17 protein-coding genes are annotated in these 24,701 nt (G+C 66.7%); 10 read left to right on the forward strand and 7 right to left on the reverse strand.

Translation table 11 applies throughout. From position 1 onward, the window contains the following. Nucleotides 1-11: 11 nt before the first annotated feature. Genes BES08_RS16730 through BES08_RS16740 form a run of 3 tightly spaced genes read left to right on the forward strand, consistent with a single transcriptional unit; the run spans nucleotide 12 to nucleotide 2,619 of the window. Nucleotides 12-950, forward strand: coding sequence for a hypothetical protein (locus BES08_RS16730; RefSeq protein WP_036526239.1), 939 nt, complete (start codon nucleotides 12-14; stop codon nucleotides 948-950). A gap of 14 nt (nucleotides 951-964) precedes the next feature. Then, nucleotides 965-1,456, forward strand: a complete 492-nt coding sequence (locus BES08_RS16735) for a DUF2141 domain-containing protein (protein ID WP_069709314.1) — start codon at nucleotides 965-967, stop codon at nucleotides 1,454-1,456. An 11-nt stretch (nucleotides 1,457-1,467) separates the two neighbouring features. Further along, nucleotides 1,468-2,619: a glycosyltransferase gene (locus BES08_RS16740; protein WP_069708989.1), complete on the forward strand. Its 1,152-nt coding sequence runs from the start codon at nucleotides 1,468-1,470 to the stop codon at nucleotides 2,617-2,619. A gap of 44 nt (nucleotides 2,620-2,663) precedes the next feature. Here BES08_RS16740 and BES08_RS16745 read toward each other — a convergent pair whose 3' ends face one another. Both BES08_RS16745 and BES08_RS16750 read right to left on the reverse strand, forming a co-directional pair. Further along, nucleotides 2,664-2,927 (reverse strand): hypothetical protein, encoded by a 264-nt coding sequence (locus BES08_RS16745; RefSeq protein ID WP_008828719.1) that lies wholly within the window; start codon nucleotides 2,925-2,927, stop codon nucleotides 2,664-2,666. 143 nt (nucleotides 2,928-3,070) lie between these two features. Beyond that, nucleotides 3,071-3,685, reverse strand: coding sequence for a TetR/AcrR family transcriptional regulator (locus tag BES08_RS16750; protein WP_069708990.1), 615 nt, complete (start codon nucleotides 3,683-3,685; stop codon nucleotides 3,071-3,073). A gap of 101 nt (nucleotides 3,686-3,786) precedes the next feature. Here BES08_RS16750 and BES08_RS16755 point away from each other — a divergent pair, with 101 nt between their 5' ends. The 4 genes from BES08_RS16755 (at nucleotide 3,787) to BES08_RS16770 (ending at nucleotide 12,108) form a co-directional block, all read left to right on the forward strand. Further along, nucleotides 3,787-4,959, forward strand: a complete 1,173-nt coding sequence (locus BES08_RS16755; RefSeq protein WP_069708991.1) for an efflux RND transporter periplasmic adaptor subunit — start codon at nucleotides 3,787-3,789, stop codon at nucleotides 4,957-4,959. 6 nt (nucleotides 4,960-4,965) lie between these two features. Next, entirely contained in the window at nucleotides 4,966-8,154 is a 3,189-nt protein-coding gene (locus BES08_RS16760) for an efflux RND transporter permease subunit (protein WP_036526138.1), read from the forward strand. A gap of 2 nt (nucleotides 8,155-8,156) precedes the next feature. Then, on the forward strand, nucleotides 8,157-9,608 hold the full coding sequence (locus BES08_RS16765) for an efflux transporter outer membrane subunit (protein WP_008832096.1): 1,452 nt from the start codon (nucleotides 8,157-8,159) through the stop codon (nucleotides 9,606-9,608). A 235-nt stretch (nucleotides 9,609-9,843) separates the two neighbouring features. Beyond that, a complete protein-coding gene (locus BES08_RS16770; RefSeq protein ID WP_008832097.1) occupies nucleotides 9,844-12,108 on the forward strand; it encodes an NADP-dependent malic enzyme in 2,265 nt (754 codons plus the stop codon). 142 nt (nucleotides 12,109-12,250) lie between these two features. On the opposite strand, the gene BES08_RS16775 is transcribed toward BES08_RS16770, so the two are convergent. The 4 genes from BES08_RS16775 to BES08_RS16790 all read right to left on the reverse strand — a co-directional run bounded on the left by BES08_RS16775 (nucleotide 12,251) and on the right by BES08_RS16790 (nucleotide 17,412). After that, the gene (locus tag BES08_RS16775) at nucleotides 12,251-13,324 is read right to left on the reverse strand and encodes an LLM class flavin-dependent oxidoreductase (protein ID WP_069708992.1); all 1,074 of its coding nucleotides are present in this window, start codon (nucleotides 13,322-13,324) and stop codon (nucleotides 12,251-12,253) included. Further along, the gene (locus BES08_RS16780; RefSeq protein WP_069708993.1) at nucleotides 13,321-14,226 is read right to left on the reverse strand and encodes an aldo/keto reductase; all 906 of its coding nucleotides are present in this window, start codon (nucleotides 14,224-14,226) and stop codon (nucleotides 13,321-13,323) included. Before BES08_RS16780 ends, BES08_RS16775 begins: the two co-directional genes overlap by 4 nt. Nucleotides 14,227-14,237: 11 nt before the next feature. After that, nucleotides 14,238-15,254, reverse strand: a complete 1,017-nt coding sequence (locus BES08_RS16785; RefSeq protein WP_069708994.1) for a LacI family DNA-binding transcriptional regulator — start codon at nucleotides 15,252-15,254, stop codon at nucleotides 14,238-14,240. Between the two features lie 145 nt (nucleotides 15,255-15,399). Further along, a complete protein-coding gene (locus tag BES08_RS16790; RefSeq protein ID WP_197524403.1) occupies nucleotides 15,400-17,412 on the reverse strand; it encodes an alpha-glucosidase in 2,013 nt (670 codons plus the stop codon). 154 nt (nucleotides 17,413-17,566) lie between these two features. On the opposite strand from BES08_RS16790, the gene BES08_RS16795 reads away from it, so the two are divergent. Beyond that, entirely contained in the window at nucleotides 17,567-19,870 is a 2,304-nt protein-coding gene (locus BES08_RS16795; RefSeq protein WP_069708995.1) for a TonB-dependent receptor, read from the forward strand. 862 nt (nucleotides 19,871-20,732) lie between these two features. Here the strand turns inward: BES08_RS16795 and BES08_RS16800 are convergent. Further along, entirely contained in the window at nucleotides 20,733-21,995 is a 1,263-nt protein-coding gene (locus tag BES08_RS16800) for an MFS transporter (RefSeq protein ID WP_069708996.1), read from the reverse strand. A gap of 166 nt (nucleotides 21,996-22,161) precedes the next feature. Between BES08_RS16800 and BES08_RS16805 the strand changes: the two genes are divergently transcribed. Then, complete coding sequence (locus BES08_RS16805; RefSeq protein ID WP_083274721.1) at nucleotides 22,162-23,229, forward strand: YeiH family protein; 1,068 nt, start codon at nucleotides 22,162-22,164, stop codon at nucleotides 23,227-23,229. Nucleotides 23,230-23,236: 7 nt separating this feature from the next. Next, complete coding sequence (locus tag BES08_RS16810) at nucleotides 23,237-24,697, forward strand: glycerol-3-phosphate dehydrogenase (RefSeq protein WP_069708998.1); 1,461 nt, start codon at nucleotides 23,237-23,239, stop codon at nucleotides 24,695-24,697. Nucleotides 24,698-24,701: the final 4 nt, after the last annotated feature.

The following is a 24,701-nucleotide window of genomic DNA, read 5'->3' on the forward strand; positions in this document are numbered from 1 at the left end:
CGGAGATCACCTTGTCTCAATCTGCAACCGTGGCTGCTACCGTAGACGGCGTCGATCTGGCGGCCATCGCACTGACCCCTCAGGATCGCACCGCGAAGCGCGGGCGCAATGCGGTATTCTCCATCCTGCTGTCACTGGCGGTCATCGCCGCCGTGCTGCACGAGACGAACAGCGTCGAGCTGCGCCGTCTGCCGCAGATGATCCCGACATCGCCGGGGTTCTGGCTGATCTTCGCGGGCTACTACCTCATCACCCCCGCCAGCGAGTGGCTGATCTATTGGAAGCTGTGGCGCATTCCGGGCAGCGGCGTGCTCGCGCTGCTGCGCAAGAAGATCTACAACGAACTGCTGCTCGGCTATCTCGGCGAGGCGTATTTCTACACCTGGGCGCGCAGCCGCGTCACCCTGACCGCCGCGCCGTTCGGCACGGTCAAGGACGTGTCGATCCTCTCGGCCGTCACCGGCAACGTGGTGACGATGGCGCTGCTGGTCTTCGCAGTGCCTTCGCTCGGCTTCGACAAGCTGGGCATCGACGGGCGCCTGCTGACCGGGTCGCTGGGCGTCATTCTTGCGATCTCGCTGGGCGCCATGGCCTTCCGCCGCAAGGTCTTCAGCCTCTCGCGTGACGACCTCTGGATGATCACCCGCGTCCATTTCGCGCGCATCGTCGTCTCGACCGTGTTCCTCGCGCTGCTGTGGCACATCGTGCTGCCCGATGTCGCGCTGAGCTGGTGGCTCTACCTTTCGACCCTGCGCCTGCTCGTCTCGCGCCTGCCGCTGGTGCCGAACAAGGACCTGCTGTTCGCAGGGATAACCGTCGTGGTGCTGGGCGAGGAGCGGGATATCGGCACGCTCATGGCGCTCATGGCCGGGCTGATCACCGCCGCGCACCTCGTGCTGGGCGCGCTCATCGCCTTCAACGACCTCGCCAATCCGGAGAAACGCCCGTGATTCTGTCCCTGCTGATGCTGGCGAACGCTGCGACCATTCCCTCCACGCCCGATCTCGGCAAGGCCGAGGGCCGCTGCCGACCGGATGAGGCGGGCTCGTCCTTCGAAGTGCAGGTGAAGGGCCTGAAGGACCGCATCGGCACCCTCAAGCTGGAAGTCTATCCGGCCAACAACACCGATTTTCTCGCCGACGACAATGTGCTGGTGAGCGCGGGCAAGACGTTCCGCCGCGTCGAGGTGCCGGTCCCCGCCAGCGGCCCGGTGCGCCTGTGCGTGCGCGTGCCCGGCCCCGGCGACTACGCGGTGAGCCTGCTCCACGACCGGGACGGCAACCGCAAGTTCGGCTGGCGTATCGACGGCATCGGTTTTGCGGGCAATCCCCGACTGGGTTTCAGCAAGCCGAGCGCCGAGAAGGCCAGCGCGTCGGTCGGCAGCGGGCCGAAGACGATCTCCATCGTGATGAACTACCGTCGCGGGCTGGGCGTGGCCCCGCTGGCATCGAAGTAAGGGGCCAAAGCATGAGGATCGTGGACGTCTGCGCCTTCTACACGCCCAAGGGCGGCGGCGTGCGCACTTATGTGGAGCAGAAGCTGCGCGTCGGCGCGGCGCTGGGCCACGAGATCATCATCCTCGCACCGGGGGACGAGGACGCGGTGATCGAGTGCGGCCCCAATGCCCGCATCATCACCCTGAAGAACCCGCGCTTCCCGCTCGACCGCAAGTACTGGTACTTCGCCTCGGCGCCACAGCTTCACGCCGCGCTCGACGAACTGCAGCCGGACTTCGTCGAGGCCGCCTCACCCTGGCGCAGCGCGCGTCTCGTCGCCGACTGGGCGGGCGATGCGCCGCGCAGCATGATCATGCATGCCGATCCGCTTTCCGCCTATGCCTACCGCTGGTTCGGACAGGTGTTTGCGCGGCGAACGATCGACTGGCAGTTTTCGGTCTATTGGGACCACTTGCGCCGCCACAGCCGCAGCTTCGACCATGTCGTCTGCGCCAATTCCAGCCTGACGCGGCGGCTGGCGGACGGGGGCGTCGCCAATACGGTGACGGTGCCGATGGGCGTGCAGCCCGGCCGCTTCTCCCCGCAGAACCGCGATCCGGCCCTGCGCGCGCAGTTGCTGGCCGCCTGCGACCTGCCCGAAGACGCGCGCCTGCTGCTGGGCGTCGGCCGACTGGCGGCGGAAAAGCGCTGGCCCCTGGTGCTGGACGCGGTGGCCTCGGTCTCGCGCGACCGGCCGGTCGGCTTCGTGCTGTTCGGCGAGGGGCGCGAGCAGCGCACCGTGCTCAAACACATAGCCGGCAATCCGCACGTCCGCCTCTTTGAACCCGAGCGCAATCCGGACACTTTCGCACGGGTCATCGCCAGCGCCGACGCGCTCGTCCACGGCAGCGAGGCGGAGACTTTCTGCATGGTCGCCGCCGAAGCCCGCGCCAGCGGCGTGCCGATCGTGGTCCCGGACGAGGGCGGCGCGGTCGATCATGCCGCGAACGGCGGCGGCCTCACGTACACCGCCTGTGACCCGGCTGCAGCGGCGCGCGCCATCGTCGAGGTGCTGTTCGAGCGCGAGCATTACCCGCAAGCCGCCCGCACCAGCGACGATCACTTCGCCGACCTCTTCGCCCTCTACGAGACGAGCGTGCGGCGCGAGCGGCGCGCAGCCTGAGAGGGAAGGTTACTGCCCGTCACAGCCCTTTACGATGAGGGTGATCAGTTCACCCGGCGACGATGCTTGCCGCCGTAAGTCTTGCCACAGTAATCGTCGAGTTCGCGCATCTCGGTCGCGGCGGCGGCGGCCATCGCGGCGGTGCAGGGCAGGTTCTTTTCGCCGGTAGCGATTCGCGCCTCGACCCGGTCGCGCAGTTCCTCGATGTCGGCACGCGACAGTACGTTCTTTTCACGCAGATAGCAGATCAGGCTTTGCAGCAGGATCATGGCCTTTTCACCTGAATCGACTTCACTGTTCTCGATCATCACATCCCGTCCTCTCAAGCGGCCGTTCGGCCGACATTGAAGACAGGATGATACAACCACGAAACAATGTCCAGCGCATCAAAAGAGCAGTATTCTGCTGTCGCAAACGATTGTGCGCCGCAATATTCGCAAAGGCCGGCGGATCAGTCTTCCAGCGCGGCAACCTCCTGCCTGAGCAGTGCGGAAAGGCGGGCATGCAGCGTCTCGTGATCGCTGTCGGGCGAGAGTTCGCGCAGCGCAACCATGCCCCACGACATGGCGATTATGAAGTCCGCCACGGTAGCATGGCGCTGCGCCGTCGCAGCAGGTGCCAGCGACCCCAGTGCTGCGCCAAGACTGTCGCGAAGCCGCATGTCGACCTTGGTGTGCATCTGGTTGATCGCCGGGTTGCGGCCTGCTTCGGCAAGCAGTTCGCACATGAGCCTGCGGTCGTCGCAGTCCGGCTCCTCGAACCCGACGCGCTCGATCCATGCGAGAATGGCATCGCGATCATTGGCTGCAACGGCGGCGCTCAGCGTCTCTTCATCGAGCCAAGCCGTAATCTCCGTTTCGCAGATGGCGGCGATGATCGCCTCCTTGTTCGCGAAGTCGCGGTAGATTTGCCCTACGGCGATGCCCGAGGCGGCCGCGATCTGCGCCATTCCGGTCTGATGGAACCCTTGGTCGACAAAAAGGTTACGCGCGGTGTCGAGAAGGTGTTTTCGACGTGCGGCCGACTTGGCGGCTCGGGGGCGATCCAGTGCAGTCTCGTTGGTCATTTCCCTGTCCGGCTTGCTTTTTATGCTGCGACGCAATACCAGTCGCGCGAATCATGAGTGAACGCTCACTCACGCTTTAACCCTCTTGGCGGATTAACTCCATGAAAAAGATCGCTCCGGCCCTAGTGCTGATTCTCTCCGCCTGTGGGGGAGGACAGGAGCAGCCTCCGGCAGGACCGCCCGAGGTCGGCGTGGTTACCGTGCGCGAGCAGTCCGTCACGCTCAGCAATGAACTGCCGGCGCGTACCAGCGCTTACGAAAGTTCGGATGTGCGCCCGCAGGTCAATGGCCTGATTGTCGCGCGGCTGTTCACCGAGGGGGACCAGGTGAGGGGCGGTCAGCCGCTCTATCGCATCGACGGTGCGCCCTATGAAGCGGCAGCGGCGAATGCGCGTGCGGCGCTGGCCCGCTCGCGCGCAGCGATCGCATCGAGCGAGGCGCTAGCCCGCCGCTATGGTGAACTGGTCAAGATCAACGCGATCTCGCGGCAGGACTACGAGAACGCGGTGACCACCGCGCAGCAGGCGCGCGCGGACGTTTCGGCGCAGCAGGCGCTTTTGCGGTCCGCCGAGATCGACCTTGCGCGCACGACCATCCGTGCGCCGATTTCCGGCCGGATCGGTCGCTCGACTTACACCACAGGTGCGCTTGTCTCGGCCTCGCAGACCGATGCGCTGACCACGATCCAGCGGCTCGATCCGATCTTCGTCGACATCCAGCAGTCCAGCGCCGACGTCCTGCGCCTGCGTCAGCAGCTTCTCGCCGGAGACCTGACGAGCGCCAGCGGCAATGTCGCGGTGAAGCTGAAGCTGGAAGACGGCAGCACCTACCCGCAGGAAGGCGTGCTCAAGTTCACCGACGTGACCGTCGATCCGACGACCGGCAGCCAGATCATCCGCGCGCAGTTCCCCAACCCCAAGGGCCTGCTGCTCCCCGGTATGTACGTGCGGGCCGAGTTCGCGCAGGCGACCAAGGCGAATGGCCTGCTGGTCCCACAAGTCGCCGTGTCGCGTGACGAGAAGGGCAATCCCACCGTCCTCGTCGTCGGTGCACAGAACAAGCTGGAGATGCGCCCGATCACCGCCCCGCGTACCGTCGGCGACAACTGGCTGGTCACTTCCGGTCTCAAGGCGGGTGACAAGGTCGTCGTCGACGGCGCGCAGATGCTGCGTCCGGGCGTGCCGGTGAAGCCGGTCGCACCCCAAGGGCAGGCCCAGCAGGGCGGCAAGCCCGCTGGTGGGCAGCCCGCCGCTCCTGCCAACAAGGGGCAGTAAGCCGCCATGTCACGCTATTTCATCGACAGGCCCATCTTCGCATGGGTCATCGCCATCGTTCTGATGATGGCGGGCATCATCGCCATCCGCAGCCTGCCCGTGGCCCAGTTCCCCGAGATCGCACCGCCCACGGTCTCGATCTCCGCGACTTATCCCGGCGCCGATGCGGAAACGCTCGAGCGTACGACGACGCAGATCATCGAGCAGCAGCTCAAGGGCATCGACAACCTGCGCTACTTCTCGGCCGCGTCCTCCTCGGCGGGCACGGTGACGATCACCCTGACCTTCGAGCAGGGCACCGATCCCGACATCGCGCAGGTGCAGGTCCAGAACAAGCTGCAGGCCGCCACGCCGCTGCTGCCGCAGGAAGTGCAGCGCCAGGGCGTGCAGGTGCAGAAGTCGGCAGCGAGCTTCCTGCTCGTCACCGCCATCTATTCCGAGGACGGCAGCCACTCAGCCACCGACCTTGCCGACTACCTCGTCAGCCAGGTGCAGGACCCGGTCAGCCGCATCAACGGCGTGGGTGAACTGCAGATCTTCGGCACCCAGTACGCCATGCGCATCTGGGTCGATCCGCTCAAGCTGCGCAGCTACGACCTGACCATCGCCGATGTCACCACCGCGATCTCCGCCCAGAATGCGCAAGTTTCGGCGGGTCAGATCGGCGCTCTGCCGGCGCCCAAGGAGCAGATGCTCAACGCTACCGTCTCGGTTCAGTCGCGCCTGCAGACGCCCGAGGAATTCGGCAACATCCGCCTGCGCTCGACCCAGGGCGGCGCGACCGTGCGCCTGCGCGACGTCGCCCGCGTCGAACTCGGCGCGGAGCTTTACGGTTTCGATACCCAGTTCAATGGCAAGCCCGCATCGGGCTTCGGCGTTCGCCTCGCCTCCGGCGCCAACGCGCTTGATACCGTCGATGCGGTCAAGGCCGAAGTGCAGAAGATCGCCAAGAACTTCCCGTCGGATGTGAAGGTGGCCTTCCCCTACGACTCGACGCCGTTCGTGCGGCTGTCGATCGAGCAGGTGGTGCACACCCTCGTCGAGGCGGTGGTGCTAGTGTTCCTCGTCATGTTCCTGTTCCTGCAGAACTGGCGCGCGACGCTGATCCCGACGATCGCGGTGCCGGTGGTGCTGCTCGGCACCTTCGGCGTGATGTCGGTGCTCGGCTACTCGATCAACACCTTGACCCTCTTCGGCATGGTGCTCGCCATCGGTCTGCTGGTCGATGACGCTATCGTCGTCGTCGAGAATGTCGAGCGACTGATCCAGGAAGAGCATCTTTCCCCCAAGCAGGCGGCGCGCAAGTCGATGGACGAGATCAGCGGCGCGCTGGTCGGCATCGGCATGGTGCTGTCGGCGGTGTTCCTGCCGATGGCGTTCTTCGGCGGATCGACCGGCGTGATCTATCGCCAGTTCTCGATCACCATCGTCTCGTCGATGGCGCTCTCGGTCATGGTCGCGTTGATCCTGACGCCGGCGCTTTGCGCCACCATCCTCAAGCCGCACCGGAACGACGAGCATCAGGGCAAGGGGCTGCTGGCGCGCTTCTTCCGCTGGTTCAACGACAAGTTCGACCGCGGCACCGAGAAGTACCGGGGCGGCGTACGTCGCACCGCCAATGGCTGGAAGCGCTCTGGCCTCGTCTACCTGCTGATCGTGGGCTGCATGGTGTTCCTGTTCACGCGCCTGCCCGGCGGCTTCCTGCCGGACGAGGACCAGGGCGTGGTCATCGCGCTCGTCCAGGGGCCTTCGGGCGGAACCCTGCCACGCACGCAGAAGGGCCTCGACCTCGTCAACAAGCACTTCCTCGAGGATGAGAAGGCGAACGTCGTATCGGTGTTCACGATCAACGGTTTCTCCTTCTCCGGTCAGGGCCAGAATGCAGGCATGGCCTTCGTGATGCTGCGTGACTGGAAGGATAGAGGCGGGGCGGAGAACCGCGCACCGGCGATCGTCGGGCGCGCGATGGGGGCTTTCTCCAAGTACCGTGACGCGATGATCTTCGCGCTGACCCCGCCTGCGGTGCAGGAACTGGGCAACGCCACCGGCTTCGACATGTGGCTGGTCGACGAGACCAACATGGGTCACGACAAGCTGCTGGCAGCGCGCAACCAGCTGCTCGGCATGGCGTCGCAGGACAAGCGCGTGGCGCAGGTCCGTCCGGTCAGCCTCGACGATGCGGCGCAGCTCGACGTCAAGATCGATCAGGACAAGGCAGCTGCGCTTGGCCTTGACCTTGCCGCGATCAATTCCGAGATCGGCACCGCCTGGGGTGGTTCCTACGTCAACGACTTCCTCGACCGTGGCCGTACCAAGCGCGTCTATATCCAGGCGGACCAGCAGTATCGCTCTTCGCCGGAGGCTCTTTCGAACCTCTACGTACGAGGCACCAGCGGCCAGATGGCGCCGTTCAGTGCTTTCTCCGAGCTGTCGTGGAAGAAGGCGCCGGTGATTCTCACGCGCTATAACGGCCGTCCCGCCATGCAGCTTCAGGGCGCGCCGGGCCAGGGCCTGAGCACCGGCGGCGCGATGCAGGCGATCGAGGAGATGCAGCAGAAGCTGCCCGCAGGCACCGGCATCGAATGGACCGGCCTGTCCTACGAGGAGCGCCTTTCGGGCGGTCAGGCGCCGATGCTCTATGCATTGTCGCTGGCGATCGTATTCCTTTGCCTCGCGGCTCTGTACGAGAGCTGGTCGGTGCCGATCGCGGTCATGCTGGTGGTGCCGCTGGGCGTCGTCGGCGCGCTGTTCGCCGCCTGGCTTACGGGGCTCGGCAACGACATCTACCTGCAGGTCGGCCTGATCACCACGATCGGCGTCTCGGCCAAGAACGCGATCCTCATCGTCGAGTTCGCGGAGGAGCGTGTACAGTCCGGCATGAACGCCTTCGACGCGGCGATGGAAGCGGCAAGGCTGCGTCTTCGCCCGATCCTGATGACCTCGCTGGCCTTCGTCTTCGGCGTGCTGCCGCTGGCAGTCTCGACCGGCGCGGGCGCGGGCGGCCAGAATGCCATCGGCCGCGCGGTGGTGGGCGGCATGCTCTCCGCCACGATCTTCGCGATCTTCTTCGTGCCGATGTTCTTCGTGGTCGTCGCCCGCCTGTTCAAGCACGGGCAGACCGACCGCAAGCCGACGAACACCGACGATGAGCCTCACGCTGACGGCGCCCACGGCGCGGCACCGCAGGAAAGCTGAACATGAAAAAGTCGATCCTCATCCTGCTCGCCGGCACCACGCTGCTCGCCGGGTGCAACCTTGCTCCCAAGTACGAGCGACCGGCGGGCGCCGTCCCGGTGGCGCTGCCGCAAGGCGGCGTCTATCCGGCCGCCCCGACCGATGCGCAGGACGTATCGCGCATCGGCTGGCGGGACTTCTTCCTCGACGACAGGCTGCGGCAGGTCATCGAGGCGGGCCTTGCCAACAACCGAGATCTGCGGATCGCGGCGGGCAACGTCCAGCAGGCGCGGGCGCAGTACCGCGTCCAGCGCGCCGACCGGTTGCCCACGGTCAATGCCACCGGCACCGCGACTTACACCAACAACCTGATGGGCGCGGGCGCGGCCGGTGGTACGGGTGGCAGCTCGGACATCGAGATCTATCAGGCGACCGTGGGTCTTTCGGCTTTCGAACTCGACCTGTTCGGCCGTGTCCGCAACTTGTCGCGCGCCGCGCAGGAGCAATACTTCGCCAGCGAGGAAGCCCAGCGTTCGACACGCATCAGCCTCATCGCCGAGATCGCCAATGCCTGGCTGACGATGGCCTCGGACAGCGAACAGCTGCGCCTCTCGCGCGAGACGGCGAAGGCGTTCGAGAAGACGCTGGACCTCACCCGCGCGCAGTTCCGCATCGGCACCGGCTCGGAACTGGAAGTGCGGCAGGCGGAGACCAGCTACCAGAGTGCCGTCAACGACATCGCCGCGCTGGAAACCAGCGTGGCGCGGGATCAGAACGCGCTCAACCTGCTGGTCGGCACCACCGTCGCGGCGGAACAGCTCCCCACCGGCTTCGGCACCGAGCCGATGACCCGTGACGCACTGCCGGGTGACGTGTCCTCCGAAGTCCTGCTGCGCCGCCCCGACGTGCTGCAGGCCGAACACCAGTTGATCGCGGAGAACGCCAACATCGGCGCGGCCCGTGCGGCGTTCTTCCCGACGATCTCGCTGACCGGCACGCTCGGCACGCTGAGCACGGCGCTCGGCGGTCTGTTCAAGGACGGCAGCTACACTTACACCGGCTCGCCCAGCGCCTCGCTGCCGCTGTTCGACTTCGGCCGCCGTTCGGGCAATCTCGAATACGCCAAGGCGTCGCAGAAGGTGGCCGTCGCGACTTACGAGAAGGCGGTCCAGACCGCGTTCAAGGAAGTCTCCGACGCGCTTGCCCAGCGCGGCCGCATTGGCGACCAGATCCGTGCGCAGACCACGCGCGCCGAAGCTGCGGGCGTGGCGGCAAAGCTGTCCGACGCGCGGTTCCGTTCGGGCGTGGACTCGTTCCTGACCACGCTCGACGCGCAGCGCACCGCCTACGGGGCCGAGCAGGCGCTGGTCACCACGCGGCTGACGCAGGCCAGCAATCTGGTGGAGCTATATCGCTCGCTGGGCGGCGGCCTGGAGGAAACCACCCCGGTCGGCGGCGAACAGCCCGCCCGTTAACCCCTTGGTCCCGGTGAGAGCCGGGATCGCGGACGGTCCTTGCGCACCACCCCACCGAGCCGGTGTGCGAGGGCCGTCCGTGCCCGCTGGGCATGACGAAGTGTGTCGATCGTCCCGATTTTGCGCCTTAGGCACTCGACAGGCGCGCCCGAACCGTGTTGTGGGAGCAGCGAATCCTATCGCCTCGACGATGGGATCGCACGCTGACTTTGGCCACTGACCACGGGACGAACACATGGACGAGACGCTGCGCCGCGCCGCACTTGATTACCACCGCCTGCCTCGGCCCGGCAAGCTGACCATCGAACCGACCAAGCGCATGGTGAACCAGCGCGACCTTGCGCTGGCCTATTCGCCCGGCGTCGCCGTGCCCTGCATGGAAATCGCCGAAGATCCCGCCAAGGCGCTGGACTATACCGCGCGCGGCAACCTCGTCGCGGTGATCTCGAACGGCACCGCCGTGCTCGGCCTTGGCGCGATCGGCGCGCTGGCCTCGAAGCCGGTGATGGAAGGCAAGGCCGTCCTGTTCAAGAAGTTCGCCGACATCGACGTGTTCGACATCGAGGTCGACACCACCGACGCCGACAAGTTCATCGAGGCGGTGGCGCTGCTGGAGCCGACCTTCGGCGGCATCAACCTCGAAGACATCAAGGCGCCCGAGTGCTTCTACATCGAGGCCGAGCTGAAGAAGCGCATGAACATCCCGGTGTTCCATGACGACCAGCACGGCACCGCGATCGTCGTCGCCGCCGCCGTGCGCAATGCGCTGGTGCTGCAGGGCCGCACGCTGGCCGATGCCAAGCTCGTCACCTCGGGCGCGGGCGCGGCGGCGCTGGCCTGCGTCGATCTGCTCGTCTCGATGGGCCTGCCGATCGAGAACGTGACGCTGACCGACAAGGACGGCGTGATCCATTCCGGCCGCGAGGGCATGTTGCCCAACATGGCGCGCTATGCCCGCGATACCAACGCGCGTTCGCTGCCCGACGTGTTGCCGGGCGCCACCGTGTTCCTCGGCCTCTCGGCGCCGGGCGTGCTCAAGCCGGAGTGGCTGCCGCTCTTGGGCGACAAGCCGCTGATCTTCGCGCTCGCCAACCCCGAGCCGGAAATCCGCCCCGAGGCCGCCCGCGAAGTGCGCCCCGATGCGATCATCGCCACGGGCCGTTCGGACTATCCGAACCAGGTCAACAACGTCCTGTGCTTCCCCTACATCTTCCGCGGCGCGCTGGACGCAGGCGCGACGCAGATCAACGAGGCGATGAAGGCCGCCGCCGCCGAGGCCATCGCCGGTCTGGCGCGCATGCCCGCGCATGACAGCGTTGCGCAGGCATACGGCGGCCGCAAGCTGGTGTTCGGCCCCGAGTACATCATCCCCACCCCGTTCGACCCGCGCCTGATCGTCGAGATCGCCGGCGCCGTCGCCAAGGCGGCGATGGATTCGGGCGTCGCGACCAAGACGCTCGACATCGCCGAGTACAAGCGGTCGCTGGCGAACATGAACACCCGCTCGGGCCAGCTCATGCTGCCGGTCTACCAGGCCGCGCGCGGGGCGATGAAGCGCGTGGCTTATGGCGAGGGCGAGGACGAACGCGTGCTGCGCGCGGTGCAGGATGCGCTCGACGAAGGCATGGTGCGCCCGACGCTGGTGGGCCGCCGCCGGATTCTGGAGCAGAAGCTGCCCGAACTCGGCCTGTCGTTCCGCCTTGGCGAGCACGTCGATCTCGTCGATCCCGAGACCGACCACGAACTGATGGGCGAACTGGTCGCGGCCTATGGCGCCATCGCCAGCCGCAAGGGCGTGCCGACCGCCGAAGTGCTGCGCCACACCTACCGCCGCCCGACCGTCACCGCCGCGATGCTGCTGCGCACCGGCAAGGTCGATGCGGCGCTGGTCGGCGGCAACTCGGAGTACTGGGGCCAGATCGAGCACGTGTTGCGCATCATCGACCGCGCGCCCGACGTGAAGCGCGTCTATGCGCTGTCGGGCCTGATCCTCGATGCGGGCGTGCTGTTCCTGACCGACACCCACATGGTGCCCGATCCGACGCCTGAGCAGATCGCCGAGATGACGGTGCTGGCGGCGGATGCGGTGCGCCGCTTCGGCCTCGACCCGAAGGTGGCGCTGCTGTCGCACTCGAACTTCGGTTCTTCGAACAGCCCCAGCGCCCGCAAGATGCGCTCGGCGGCGCAGCTGGTGCGCAAGGTCGCGCCGGAACTGCGCGTGGACGGCGAAATGCACGCCGACGCCGCGCTCAGCCAGGCGCTGCGCGAGAAGCTGGTGCCGGATTCGGGCTTCGAGGGCGCGGCGAACCTGCTGGTCATGCCGAACCTCGATGCGGCGAACATCACGCTGACCGCGCTTTCGGCCTCGTCCAGCTCGCCGACGGTCGGCCCGATGCTGCTGGGCCTGTCGCAGCCGATCCACGTGCTGACGCCGGGGGTCACCGCGCGCGGCATCCTGAACCTGACCAGCATCGCGGTCTGCGCCGCCGACGGGCATTGAGTTGAGCCAAATCCTCCCCGTCGCACAGCGATGGGGAGGGGGACCGCCTGCGTAGCAGGTGGTGGAGGGGGTGGACTGCCCCCTCCGTCAGCCCTTGGGGCTGCCACCTCCCCATTGCTTCGCAACAGGGAGGATACGCATCTTACAGCACCAGCGGCGCGTGGTTGATCTGCGGCAGCACGTGCCGCGAGAACAGGTCCGCCTCCGCCGCATGCGGATAGCCCGACAGGATGAAGGCATCGATGCCCTCGGCCTGATAGGCGCGTATCTTCGCCAGCACCTGATCCGGATCGCCGACGATGGCGGCCCCGCAGCCCGAACGTGCGCGGCCGATGCCGGTCCACAGATTCTCTTCCACGAAGCCGTCGCCGCCTGCCGCGCCGCGCAGTTCGGCCTGACGGGTCACCCCGACGCTGGCGGTGTCGAGCGACTTCTGGCGGATCGCCTCGCCCGCCGCATCGTCCAGCTTGGACAGCAGACGATCGGCATAGACGCGCGCCTCGTCCTCGGTCTCGCGCACGATGACGTGAGCGCGGTAGCCGAACTTGAGCGTGCGGCCGTACTTCGCCGCGCGTGCGGTCATGTCCGCGATCGTCTCGCGCACCTTGTCCATCGTGTCGGGCCACATCAGGTAGACGTCGCAGCCCTTGGCCGCCGCCTCGCGCGCGTCTTCGGACAGGCCGCCGAAGTAGAGCGGCGGGCACTTACCCGATACCGTGGTGATGCGCGCCGGGGGCAGGTCGAGGTTGTAGAACTCGCCCTCGTACTTCAGGTGCTCGCCGTTCAGCATGATCTTGAGGATCTGCATCACCTCGAGCGTGCGCTGGTAGCGGGCGCGGCTGTCCAGCTTCTCGCCCGGCAGGTCGGACGAGATGATGTTCACCGTCAGACGGCCGCCCAGAATGCGGTCGAGCGTGGCGATGCGGCGCGCCAGCTGCGGTGGCCAGTCCTCGCCCATGCGCACCGCCCAGAGCAGGCGGATCTTCTCCACCAGCGGGGCGATGGCGCCCGCGAACATGGTGGTGTCGATGCCCAGCGCATAGCCGGAGGGGAGCAGGATGTTGTCGAACCCGCCCTTTTCGGCCTGCAGCACGATGTTGCGGCAATGCTCCCAGCTGGAGGCCAGCGCCGGATCGGGCTGGCCAAGGAACTCGTAGTCATCGTCGCACAGCGCCGAAAACCAGCTTACCTCACAGGTCTTGTCAGTAGTGCTCACGGCAGGGGCTCTCCTTTCGATGCGACCAGTACCGCGTACCAGCTGGCGCGGGTCCAGCGGACCTTGAGTGCGTCAGTGGCTTCCGCGATCCGGTCGGCCTTTTGTGATCCGACGATGGGGATGATGCGCGCCGGGTGCGCCATGATCCAGCTGTAGGCGGCCGCCGTGCGCGACACGCCGAACTCTTCCGCGGCAGAATCGAGCAGCGCGGCGACTTCCTTCGTGCGCGCGTCTTCCGGGTTGGCGATGCGGCCACCGCCCAGCGGCGACCATGCCAGCACGGCCATGTCCATGGCGATCGCCTGGTCCAGTTCGCCGTTCTCGATCGTGTCGAGACGCAGGGCCGAGATTTCCGGCTGGGTGGAGACGATCGGCAGGCTCACGAACTGCTGCAGCGTGGCGATCTGGCTGACGGTGAAGTTGGAAACGCCGAAGCTGCGGATCTTGCCCGCCTTATGTGCCGCTTCGACGGCCTTTGCGATTTCCGAAGGGTGCGTGAGGATGTCGGGACGATGAATCTGCCACAGCTCGACGGTGTCGGTGCCGAGGCGCTTGAGCGAGGCGTCGATGGCGCTGGTGAGGTATTCGGCGCTCGAATCGTAAGGCAGGGGGGGCATGATGCCGCCCTTGGTGGCGATCACCAGCTTCTCGCGCAGGCCCGGTTCGCTGGCGAGCGCCTTGCCCAGCAGCGCTTCCGCATCGCCGAAGCCGCCCTTGCCGTCGAAGCCGTAGATGTCGGCGGTGTCGATGAAGTCGATCCCGGCATCGAGCGCCGCATGGAGCAGGCGCACGGCATCGGCGGCTTCGCCTTCCATGCGCCAGTTGCCCCAGGCGAGGGCGGAGACTTCGATGCCGCTCTTGCCAAGCTGGCGGCGGGCGGCCGGGGAGGGGAGGTAGGTCATGGGTGTTCCTGTCAGGAGAGAAGATCGGGATTGATGCGGGCGACCGAGGCACGCTCGATCAGGTCGTGGGGAAGGCGCCGGTGCGTGGCCTGCGCCCCTTCGAGAAGAAGCTGCGTGGCGGCATGCGCCAGTTCGCGGGTGGGCTGGCGGATCGTGGTCAGCTGCGGCCAGACCATCCGCGCGACCATGGTGTCGTCGAAGCCGACCACCGAGAGGTCGTCGGGCACGCCCAGCCCCATGTCGTGCGCGACGGAGAGCACGCCCGCTGCCATGTCGTCGTTGCTGGCGAAGATCGCGGTGGGGCGGCGCTTGCCCTTGAGGAACCGCTGCGCCGCGGCGACGCCGCTGTCGAAATCGAACTCGCCCGGAGCGATCAGCGCGGGCTCGAACGGCAGCCCCGCGCGGTCTAGCGCGCGGCGGTAGCCGAACAGGCGCTCCTCCGAGGCCATGTGGTTGGAGTGCCCCTTCACGAAGCCGATGTGGCGATGGCCGCGCGCGATGAGGTAGCTGGTCATGTCGTCCGCCGCCTGCGCATCGTCCATGAAGACCGAGGAGGTCATCGCATGGTTGGTTCCCGGCGAGATGCGCACGAAGGGAATATCCATGCCTTCCAGCGCCTTGAGCACCGGCACGCAGTCCGTCACGGGGGAGGACAGGACGATGCCGTCGACATGCGTTTCGGTGACGAGGCCGCGCACCTGCTCGCCCACCAGCGGGTCGGCCACGTCCACCGGCTGCGCGAGGAGGCGCGAGCCGTTCTGCTGGCAGGCTTCCCAGCAGCCCATCTGGATCTGGTTCATGTAGTAGGGGCTGTGGTTGTCGTAGATCAGCGCGATCTGGCCCGACTTGGTGCCCGCCAGAATGCGCGCGGCGACGCTCGGCCGGAAGCCGAGTTCCTGCATCGCCTTTTCGACGCGCTCCTTGGTGTCGGTGCTGACGTAGCGGTGCCCGTTCAGCACGCGGCTGACCGTCTTGATCGATACGCCCGCCAGCGCCGAGACGTCCTTGATGTTGGACCGTTCGCTCATGTGCTCTCCCCCGTGCACGACGCAGGTATCCCGCCCCATCGTCCGTCATTGCGAGCGAAGCGAAGCAACCCAGGGCGGCTTGCGCACGCGCTGGATTGCTTCGCCCCTGCGGGGCTCGCAATGACGAGGGAGGGGGGAGGTGTCGTCATGCCTTCAACGACGCGAAGAGAGGCGCGAACTTGCTGCTGGGCAAGTAGAAAACGGGCGGCTGGCTATAGGGCGCGGCCACGGTATGCGTGCCGGGGGCGAAGTCCTCGCCGGTCCAGAGGTGACGCCACGGTGTGTCGCCGGGCAGGATGACCTTGCGCTGCGTCGCCTCGGCCTCGACGATCGGCGCCACCAGCATGTCGGCACCGTAGAGGTACTGGTCCTGCACGCTGAACAGCGCGTCCTCGAAGTAGTGCAGGAACAGCGGGCGCTGCACGGGCAGACCGGTCGCCACGGCCTCGTCGCTGAGGTGGCGGACATAAGGCGCCAGCGCCTTGTGGACGCGCGACATCGCTGCGAACTGACCGAGGAGTTCCGGGCTGGAATCGATCTGCAGGTTGTCGTCCGGGCGGTTGCCCTCGTGGCTGCGCATCACCGGCGAGAACGCGCCCAGTTCGCACCAGCGCATCATCAGGTCGGCGGTGCGGACATTGCCGTGAAGGCTGGTGTAGCCGCCCACGTCGCTGTGCGAATAGGCATTGCCGACCAGCCCCGCCGACAGCGCGGCGGTGAGCACGGTGTTGATGCCGTCATGCCTTGTGAAGTCCACCGACTGGTCGCCCGCCCACAGCAAGGGGCAATGGGCCTGCACGCCCGAGAACCCGGCGCGCATGAAGAACACCGCCTCGCCGGTCTTGCCGCGCGATGCCACGGCGCGCGCGTTCGCTTCGGCCCAGAGCACGGGCCAGCGGTTGTGCATCAGCATCGGGTCGCTGCCGTCGTGGAGGCGCAGATCGACGGGCAGGTACTCGCCGAAGTCCGCCATCCAGCCCGAAAGGCCGAAGTCCAGCATCTCGCGCCCGATCACGCGGTCGGCGAACCAGTCGAGCGCGGCGGGGTTGGTGAAGTCCACCACGCCGCAGTCGAACTCGCCGAAATCGACGAGGTAGACCGCGTCCGAATCCTGCCGCAGCGCGAGATAGCCCAGCGCCTCGGCCTCGGCGTACTGCTTGCCGTCATTGGCGAGGTAGGGGTTCACGTACCCGAGGAAGCGCACGCCTTTCTCCGCCAGCGCGGCGATGCGGGCGGGCAGTTCGGGATAGCGCGCCTCGTTCCACGACCAGTCCCAGAACAGGCGGCGGCCGAAGCTGGTCTGGCGGATGCCGATCCAGTCCTCGCACCACAGGCCGGAGACTTCGGCGCCCGCGTCCATGATCTTCTCGAGACGCGCGAAGCTGACGTCGCCTTCCTTGAGGCCGACAATGGCGCCGCCAATCGCCCAGTCGGGCAGGGCAGGCTGGCGGCCGAAGCGGCTGGAAAGCGCGCCGACCAGCGCGGGCAGATCGTCGGCAGCGAAGAATTCGAGGGTGAACGCGCCCTCCCAGACCTCGATCCGGTGGCGTGCGGCATCGGTGAAATCGAGCACCGAATAGGCGCTGCTGCCCAGATGGCAGGCCCACAGGCCGGAGGTCAGGAACGTCGGCTGCGGATAGTTGGTCCACCAGTAATCGCCGCCTGCCATGCCGTTCTGGTCCATCAGGCGGGTCAGTTCGGTGGATTTGTCGCGGCCGACGCCCGGCTCGCTGGTCCAGATCGGAAAGCGGCGGCCCGAGAGGTCGAGGTAGCTCATCTGCTCCCCGCCGCCCCAGGCATGCTCGCCCGGCTGCGCCGCCAGATCGACCCAGACGCGGTCGTACGCGGGATCGAGCACCGCGATGTCTAGCGAATCGCCCTTCACCGAAACGCGCAGCATCGGCGCGGCCCCGGCACTGGCCGAAAGGACGATGTCGGCGCCGTCCAGCGCGGCGAAGCCCAGCTCCACACGGCCGGTCGGCGCATCGCTGATGGCGAAGTTGCCGCGCACCATCTCCACCTCGGCCGCGCCGTGCGCCACCGCGAAAGCGGGGCTGTCCGCTGATCCACGCAGAACCGCGCGGCCAGCCAGAAGGCAGGCGAATCCATCTTCCCGAACGTCGAAAGTCAGCGACACGTTTCCAGTCCCATGAGCCATGTTGTTGTTATTCTGCAGCACGCTCGTCGCCGTCGTGCTGTCCCGATATGACAACGCTTGACAGAAATGTTCGACCCAATCAAGAGGGGTGCAACCGACAGGACGACCTGAGGCTCAAACACTCAGGCTCCGCATAAGCAGGAGGGGAAAACATATGATTTCGCACGCCACCATCACGCTTGCGCGCACCGCGCTGGCGCTTTCGGCGTCGGCCGTCGCGCTTGTCGCCGCGACTCCGGCCAACGCACAGGTCGACGAGATTATCGTTACCGCGCAGAAGGTTCGCCAGAACGTCCAGGACGTGCCGATCGCCATCAGCGCGGTCACCGGAGAGGCCATGGCCCGCGCCGGCGCCAAGAGCCTCGAGGACATCACCTCGATCGTCCCCTCGGTCACCTTCCGCAAGGGTACGACCAACGCCAACAGCGCGATCGTCATGCGCGGCGTCGGCACGATCAGCTTCTCGGTCGCGGCCGAACCCAGCGTGTCCACCGTTGTCGACGGCATCGTGCTGAGCCGTTCGGGCCAGTCGTTCCTCGACCTTTTCGACTTCGACCGCCTCGAAGTGCTGCGCGGGCCGCAGGGCACGCTGTTCGGCAAGAACGCCTCGGCGGGTCTGGTCAACATCGTGTCGAAGGGCGGCACCAGGGACTTCGAGGCCGAGGCCAACGTTTCGGGCACCACCGACGACGAATACCGCGCCAAGATGACCGTCTCCGGCCCGATCTCGGAGAACCTGACCGGCCGCCTCACCGGCTTCTACGGAAACTTCGACGGCAACATCAAGAACACCTACTACGACAAGACGGTCAACGGTTACGAGCACTACGGCGCGCGCGGCCTGATCGACTATGACGGCGAGGGCGGCCGTTTCCGCCTGATCGCGGACTACTTCAAGGCCAACGACGATTGCTGCGCCGAAGTGACCGGCGTGTCGCGCGGCACCGTGATCGACAACGAACTGGGCATCGTTCCGCAGGGCGAAGACACCCGCGAGGTCAACCAGAACCTCATCACCCGCTCGCTCGACCGCCAGTACAGCCTGACGATGAGCGCGGACATCGATACCTTCGCCGATCACACGCTCTCGATCGTCACCGGCTATCGCAACTGGAAGAACACCGAAATCCGCGACGGCGACTTCCTGCCGCGCGCGATCGTCGGCACCCCGCAGCTGCACGACCGCGGCACCGTGGAGACCGACCAGGTCTCCGCCGAAGTCCGCCTCGCCTCGCCGCAGAACCAGGCGCTGACGTATCAGGTCGGCGGTTTCCTGTGGTATTCCAAGAACACGCAGGACTTCACCCGCAGCGACGTGACCTGCACCACTTCGACCTCGCCGATCGATGCGGCGACGGGCGCGCGGCCGTGCAACCTGGCCGACACCGTCAACACGCACTATGTCTCGGCGACCTCGCGCTCGGACGTCTCGTTCCGCAACTGGGCGCTGTTCGGTCAGGCGACTTACGCCTTCCTGCCGGAACTGCGCCTGACGCTGGGCGGCCGCTACACGCATGACAGCGTGAGCTTCACCCACGTGCGCGGCGCCGCGATCGATGCCGCCACCGGTCTGCCGATGGCCGCTTCGGGCCTGCTGCCTTATGGCGCGGGCGGCACGATCGCCAGCGGCGGCAACGGCACCGATACTTCGCGTGGGGAAACCAGCGCCAACAACTTCTCCGGCAAGGCGGTGCTGCAGTACGACGTCATGGACGACGTGATGGTCTACGGCAGCTACACGCGCGGCTACAAGGGCCCGGCGTTCAACGTCTTCTTCAACCACACCGCGCCCAACAACGCCGAACCGATCGATCCCGAGAAGTCGAACAGCTTCGAGGTCGGCTTCAAGAGCCAGTGGTTCGACCGCATCGTGCAGCTGAATGCGGCCGCGTTCCTGGTCGACTACAAGGGCTTCCAGGCGAACAACTTCGTGCTCATCAACGGCGCGACGACCACCAGCCTGACCAACGCCGGTTCGGTTCGCTCGAAGGGCTTCGAGGCCGACCTCACCGTCGCCCCGACCGAGGGCCTGACCTTCCGTGCCAATGCGGCCTATGCCGATGCCAAGGTGCGCAAGTTCAACCCGAACCCGCTGACCAACGCGCCCGACGCGCGTGACGGCACGCGCCTGCCGCTGGCGCCCAAGTTCAGCTACACCATCGGCGCGGACTACGACGTCCCGGTCGGCCCGGTGAAGCTGTACCTGTCGAGCGACTGGCACCATGTTTCGAAGCAGTTTTCGGACCTTGGCGAGAGCGGCGAGATCGACCCCTACGGCATCTGGAACGCCAGCATCGGCGTGTCGGACGCCGAGGACAAGTATCGCCTGACCTTCATGGTCCGCAACATCCTCGACGACAGCTACGTGCTGCTCAACACCACGAACGGCCAGCGCCTGATGATCCCGCGCGACGCGGATCGCTATGCCGGCCTGAACTTGCGGGCGAAGTTCAACTGAGGACGGGCGCAAACGTCCTTCGCTGAATGCTCGCACAAAGAACCCCCGGCGGATCTCCTCCCCGCCGGGGGTTTTTTATTCCTCCCCCCTCCCCGTGCCGGGGAGGATGCGCGCGCGTCGTCCCTCCACCCCCGTCATCCCAGCGAAGGCTGGGACCGCTGGCCTGTTACGGCCAACTATCGTCAGGACGCCCTGCCGAGGGCTCGGCTTTGCGCGGCCAGCGGTCCCAGCCTTCGCTGGGATGACGGGGGTGTGCGTGCAGTCAGCGCACGCGGAAACGCCCGCTGGCGAGTGCGGGCCATTACGCCGGGGAAATTAACGCATCCGAAGTGAACATCGGGTCGGCGTCGGGAGCGTCCAAGCAGGGACGCGGGGTTTTGTTTTCCGTGAAGCTCTGGCGAGCGGCCGGGTAACTCACGGTGCAGCCCGGCTCGACCTGTATTCCATCGGAAAGTCCCATGTGGCCGTCGTTAGGGTTCGCAGCGTTATCGGCCGAAGGCTATCCGGGATGGCCGTCCCATGCCCAACGACGTGTCGAAGGATCGTATGGACGGCGTTTCCGGTAGCGCAGAGACAGTCCGGGTCTTCGAACGGACGCGTGGGGTGCGTGATCACGGCTGAAACCGCATCCCGGCCCACGACGCCGACCCGATACACCTTTCCAACGTGATCATCGCCGGATCGGATGCTGGGCCATATAACCTATGTGGTTATAAATGTCAAGATCGCACAAACGCAACCTCGTCATCCCGGACTTGATCCGGGACCGCTGGCCGTGAACTGGCCACCTCGCGTCAGGGCGCCCCAACGAAAGCGATCGCCTCAAGCACTGCCAGCGATCCCGGCCTTCGCCGGGATGACGTCAACCCTCGGCCGCCGCCAGTTTCGGCTGCATCAGGTGGATGTAGGCCGTCGCCACCAGATAGGCCGCGCCGCACACCACGAACAGCGGGCCGTAGCCGAGGCCCGACTTCAGCGACCAGCCCGCGAACTCGATGATCCCGGTCCCGGTGAGGTTCCCCGCCACCGCGCCCAGCGCGATGACGGTGGCCATGCGGCGTGCCGGGATGATCTCGGTCGCCATGCCGAAGATGTTGGTCGAGAAGCCCTGATGCGCGAACAGGCCCAGCCCGATGCACACGGCCGCCACCCACGGATTGCTCGCCAGCAGCGCCAGCGGCATCACCAGCACGACGAGGGCATAAGCCAGCATCGAGCCCTTGCGCGCGAGGTTCATCGAGACCCCGCGCAGCAGCAGTGCCGGGTAAAGCGCGCCCGAGGATACCGCGCCGAGCGCCGCGAGGATGAAGATCACCGCGATCGGCCAGCCCAGCTCGCCCTGGCTGAGATTGAACTGGCGCGCGAAGAAATCGGGCGTCCAGAACAGCACGAACCACCAGACGAGATCGGTGAAGGCCTTGGCCCCGATGACCGTCCAGCTGCGGCGGTCGGACAGGATCGCGCCCCATTCGACCTTGCCGCGTGTCGTCGCGGCCTGTCCGGCGATGGGCGTCAGCTTCGCGGTGTTGAGCTTCCACAAGGCCAGCCACACAAGGCCCAGCCCGCCGGTGACGAGGAACGCGGCCTTCCATCCAAACGCCATCGCGAAAGGCGGGATGATGAGCGGGGTGAGGATAGCGCCGATGTTGGGCGCGGTGTTGATGATGCCGATGCCGACCGAGCGGCGCGCGGCGGGCAGGTAGATCGCGGCGGTCTTCATCGCGGCGGGGGTGTTGACCGATTCGGCGGTCGCCAGCACGGCACGGGCGATCACGAATTGCTGCACGCTGGCGGCCAGCGCATGGGCCATCCCCGCAAGGCTCCACAAGGCCACGGCGAAACCGTACGCGAAGCGCACGCCGAAGCGGTCGACGAACCAGCCCACGCCGAGCAGCGAAGCCGCCGCCGCCAGCTGGAAGATCGAGCCGAGATGCGCGAACTGCTGGTCGTCCCAGTGGAACTCCGCCTCCAGCATCGGCTTGAGCAGCGCCAGCACCTGCCGGTCGACGTAGTTCAGCGCCGTCGCGAAAAAGATCAGCGCAATCAGTATGTTCTGCGCGCGGATAGCGGCGCGGTCAGGGGGAGGGGCGTGCTCGGGCACGGCCGTCTGTTGATGGATGGTCATTCTCGCTCTCCCCTATCCCGCCGTTTCGTCGGCGGCAATTCTTCCTGCCCCCTCGCGCAAAGCTCTTGCTCCGCTGCGTGGGTGGTCATAAAGACGGATATGACAACGTAGGACATACGGCAAGCATCTTCGTCAAATGAGAGATGCGGCGAAAGGACGGGGACCAGTGAGCGCAGAACACGCAGGCGACCTTTACGGCGAGATGTTCCTCGCCCAGATCGACGGCCCCGCCGCGAAGCCGAGCCGTATCGAGATATGGAAGACTCTCTGGCCGGGCCTCGCCATCTGCGGCATCGCCAGCATCGCCGCCGCCTGGCTTTCCGAGCACTACGGCGCGCCGATCATCCTGATGGGCCTGCTGATCGGCCTCGCCCTGAACTTCGTGACCAGCGAGAAGCGCACGCATCCGGGGCTCGATTTCGCCTCCAAGGCCTGTCTGCGCTGGGGCATCGTCGTGCTCGGCACGCAAGTGACGCTGGCGCAGATCGTGGCGCTCGGCCCGGTGCCGTTCCTGGCGCTGCTGATGGTCATGGCCGCCGCAATGGGTGCGGCGCTGCTGGTGGCGCGGGCGACCGGCGCCTCGACCGCGATCGGCATCCTTGCAGGCGGCGCGACGGCGATCTGCGGGGCTTCCGCCGCGCTGGCGCTGTTCGGCGTTCTGGGGGCGAAGCGGATCAGCCAGGCGCAGTTCGCGCTGACCTTGGTGGTGATCTCGATGGCGAGCGCGATCGCCATGTCGTTCTATCCGCCGCTCGCAGGGCTGATGCACCTCGACGACCGGCAGGCGGGGTTCCTGATCGGCGCCTCGATTCACGACGTCGCGCAGGCGATCGGCGGCGGCTATGCCTATTCGGACATCGCGGGCAGCTACGCCACCATCGTCAAGCTCTCCCGCGTGGCGCTGCTGGCGCCGATCGTCGCGGTCGTCTCGCTGATGTACACGGACGAGGATGCCGGGGAGCGCCACTGGATCCGGAAACTTGCGATGCCCTGGTTCATTACCCTGTTTCTGGCGGTGGTGGTGCTCAATTCGCTGGTGACGATCCCGGCTTTCGTGGTCCACCTGAACCTGACGCTGTCGAAGACGCTGCTGCTGCTGGCGGTGACGGCCACTGCGATGCGCTCGCGCCTCGATCTGGTGATGCAGATGGGCTGGCGCGCGGCGATGCCGGTGGTGGCGGCGACTTTGGCTTCGCTGGTGGTCGCCATGGCCTTCAGCATGATGATCTTGTGAGCTTTTAATGACCGAAATCTACGACATCGCGATCATTGGCGGCGGCGTGAACGGCTGCGGCATCGCGCGCGATGCCGCCGGGCGGGGCGCCAAGGTGCTGGTGCTGGAGCAGGGCGATCTGGCGGGCGGCACCTCGTCCGCCTCGACCAAGCTGATCCACGGGGGCCTCCGCTATCTGGAGCACTACGAGTTCGCCCTCGTGCGCGAGGCGCTGACCGAGCGGGAGCGGCTGTGGCGGATCGCTCCGCACATCATCCACCCGATGCGCTTCGTGCTGCCGCATGTGAAGGGCCTGCGCCCGCGCTGGCTGCTGCGTCTCGGCCTGTTCCTCTACGACCACATCGGCGGCCGCAAGGCGCTGCCCGCGACGGAGTCCATCGACCTGCACCGGCACCCGGCGGGCAAGCCGCTGAAGCCGGGGTTCGGCAAGGCTTTCGTCTATTCCGACGGCTGGGTGGACGACGCGCGGCTGGTGGTCCTGAACGCCCGCGACGCGGCGGACCGGGGCGCGACGATCCTCACCCGCACCGGCGTGGAGAAGCTGGAGCGCGAGGGTGGCGTCTGGACCATCCACACGTCCGGCGGCACGTTCCGCGCGAAGGCGGTGGTGAACGCGGCCGGGCCATCGGTGCTCGACCTCGTCGGCCGCGCCGGTGAGCGCACGAAACGCGCGATGCGGCTGGTGCGCGGCTCGCACATCGTCGTGCCGCGCCTGTTCGAGCATCCCTATGCCTACTTCTTCCAGATCCCCGACGGGCGCATCTTCTTCGCGATCCCCTACCAGCACGACTTCACCCTGATCGGCACCACCGACCGCGACCACACCGGCCCGCTCAGTGAGGTGAAGGCCAGCGAGGAGGAAATCGCCTACTTGTGCGAGGCGGCCAATGCCTACTTCGCCAAGTCGATCACCCCCGCCGACGTGGTGTGGACCTACTCCGGCGTGAGGCCGCTGGTGGACGACGGCTCCGGCAAGCCCGAGGCGGCGACGCGCGGCTACGACTTCGACCTCGATCTGGACGGGCAGGGCGGCGCGCCGTTCCTCTCAGTGTTCGGCGGCAAGATCACGACGTATCGCCATCTCGCCAAGGATGCGGTGGAGAAGCTGCAGCCGCTGGTCCCGGCGCTGTCCGGCAAGGACTGGACCGCCACCGCGCCGCTCCCCGGCGGCGATTTCGCGATGGGCACGATCGATGCGCTGAAGGCCGGCCTCGCGCGCGCATACCCGCGCCTCGATGCGGCGACGCTGGACCGCGTGGCGCGGGCTTACGGCACGAAGGCGCGCGAATGGCTGGCGGTGGACCCGGGCGAGGATTTCGGCCACGGCCTGACCGGGGCGGAGGTCGATTACCTCAAGGCCAACGAATGGGCGCGGACGGCCGAGGACGTGCTGTGGCGCCGCACGAAGCTGGGCCTCCGGCTCGACGCGGCACAAGCCGCGCGACTGAAAACATACATGGGTGAGTGAGCAC

The sequence above is a fragment of the Novosphingobium resinovorum genome (assembly GCF_001742225.1).
Taxonomy (GTDB): domain Bacteria; phylum Pseudomonadota; class Alphaproteobacteria; order Sphingomonadales; family Sphingomonadaceae; genus Novosphingobium; species Novosphingobium resinovorum_A.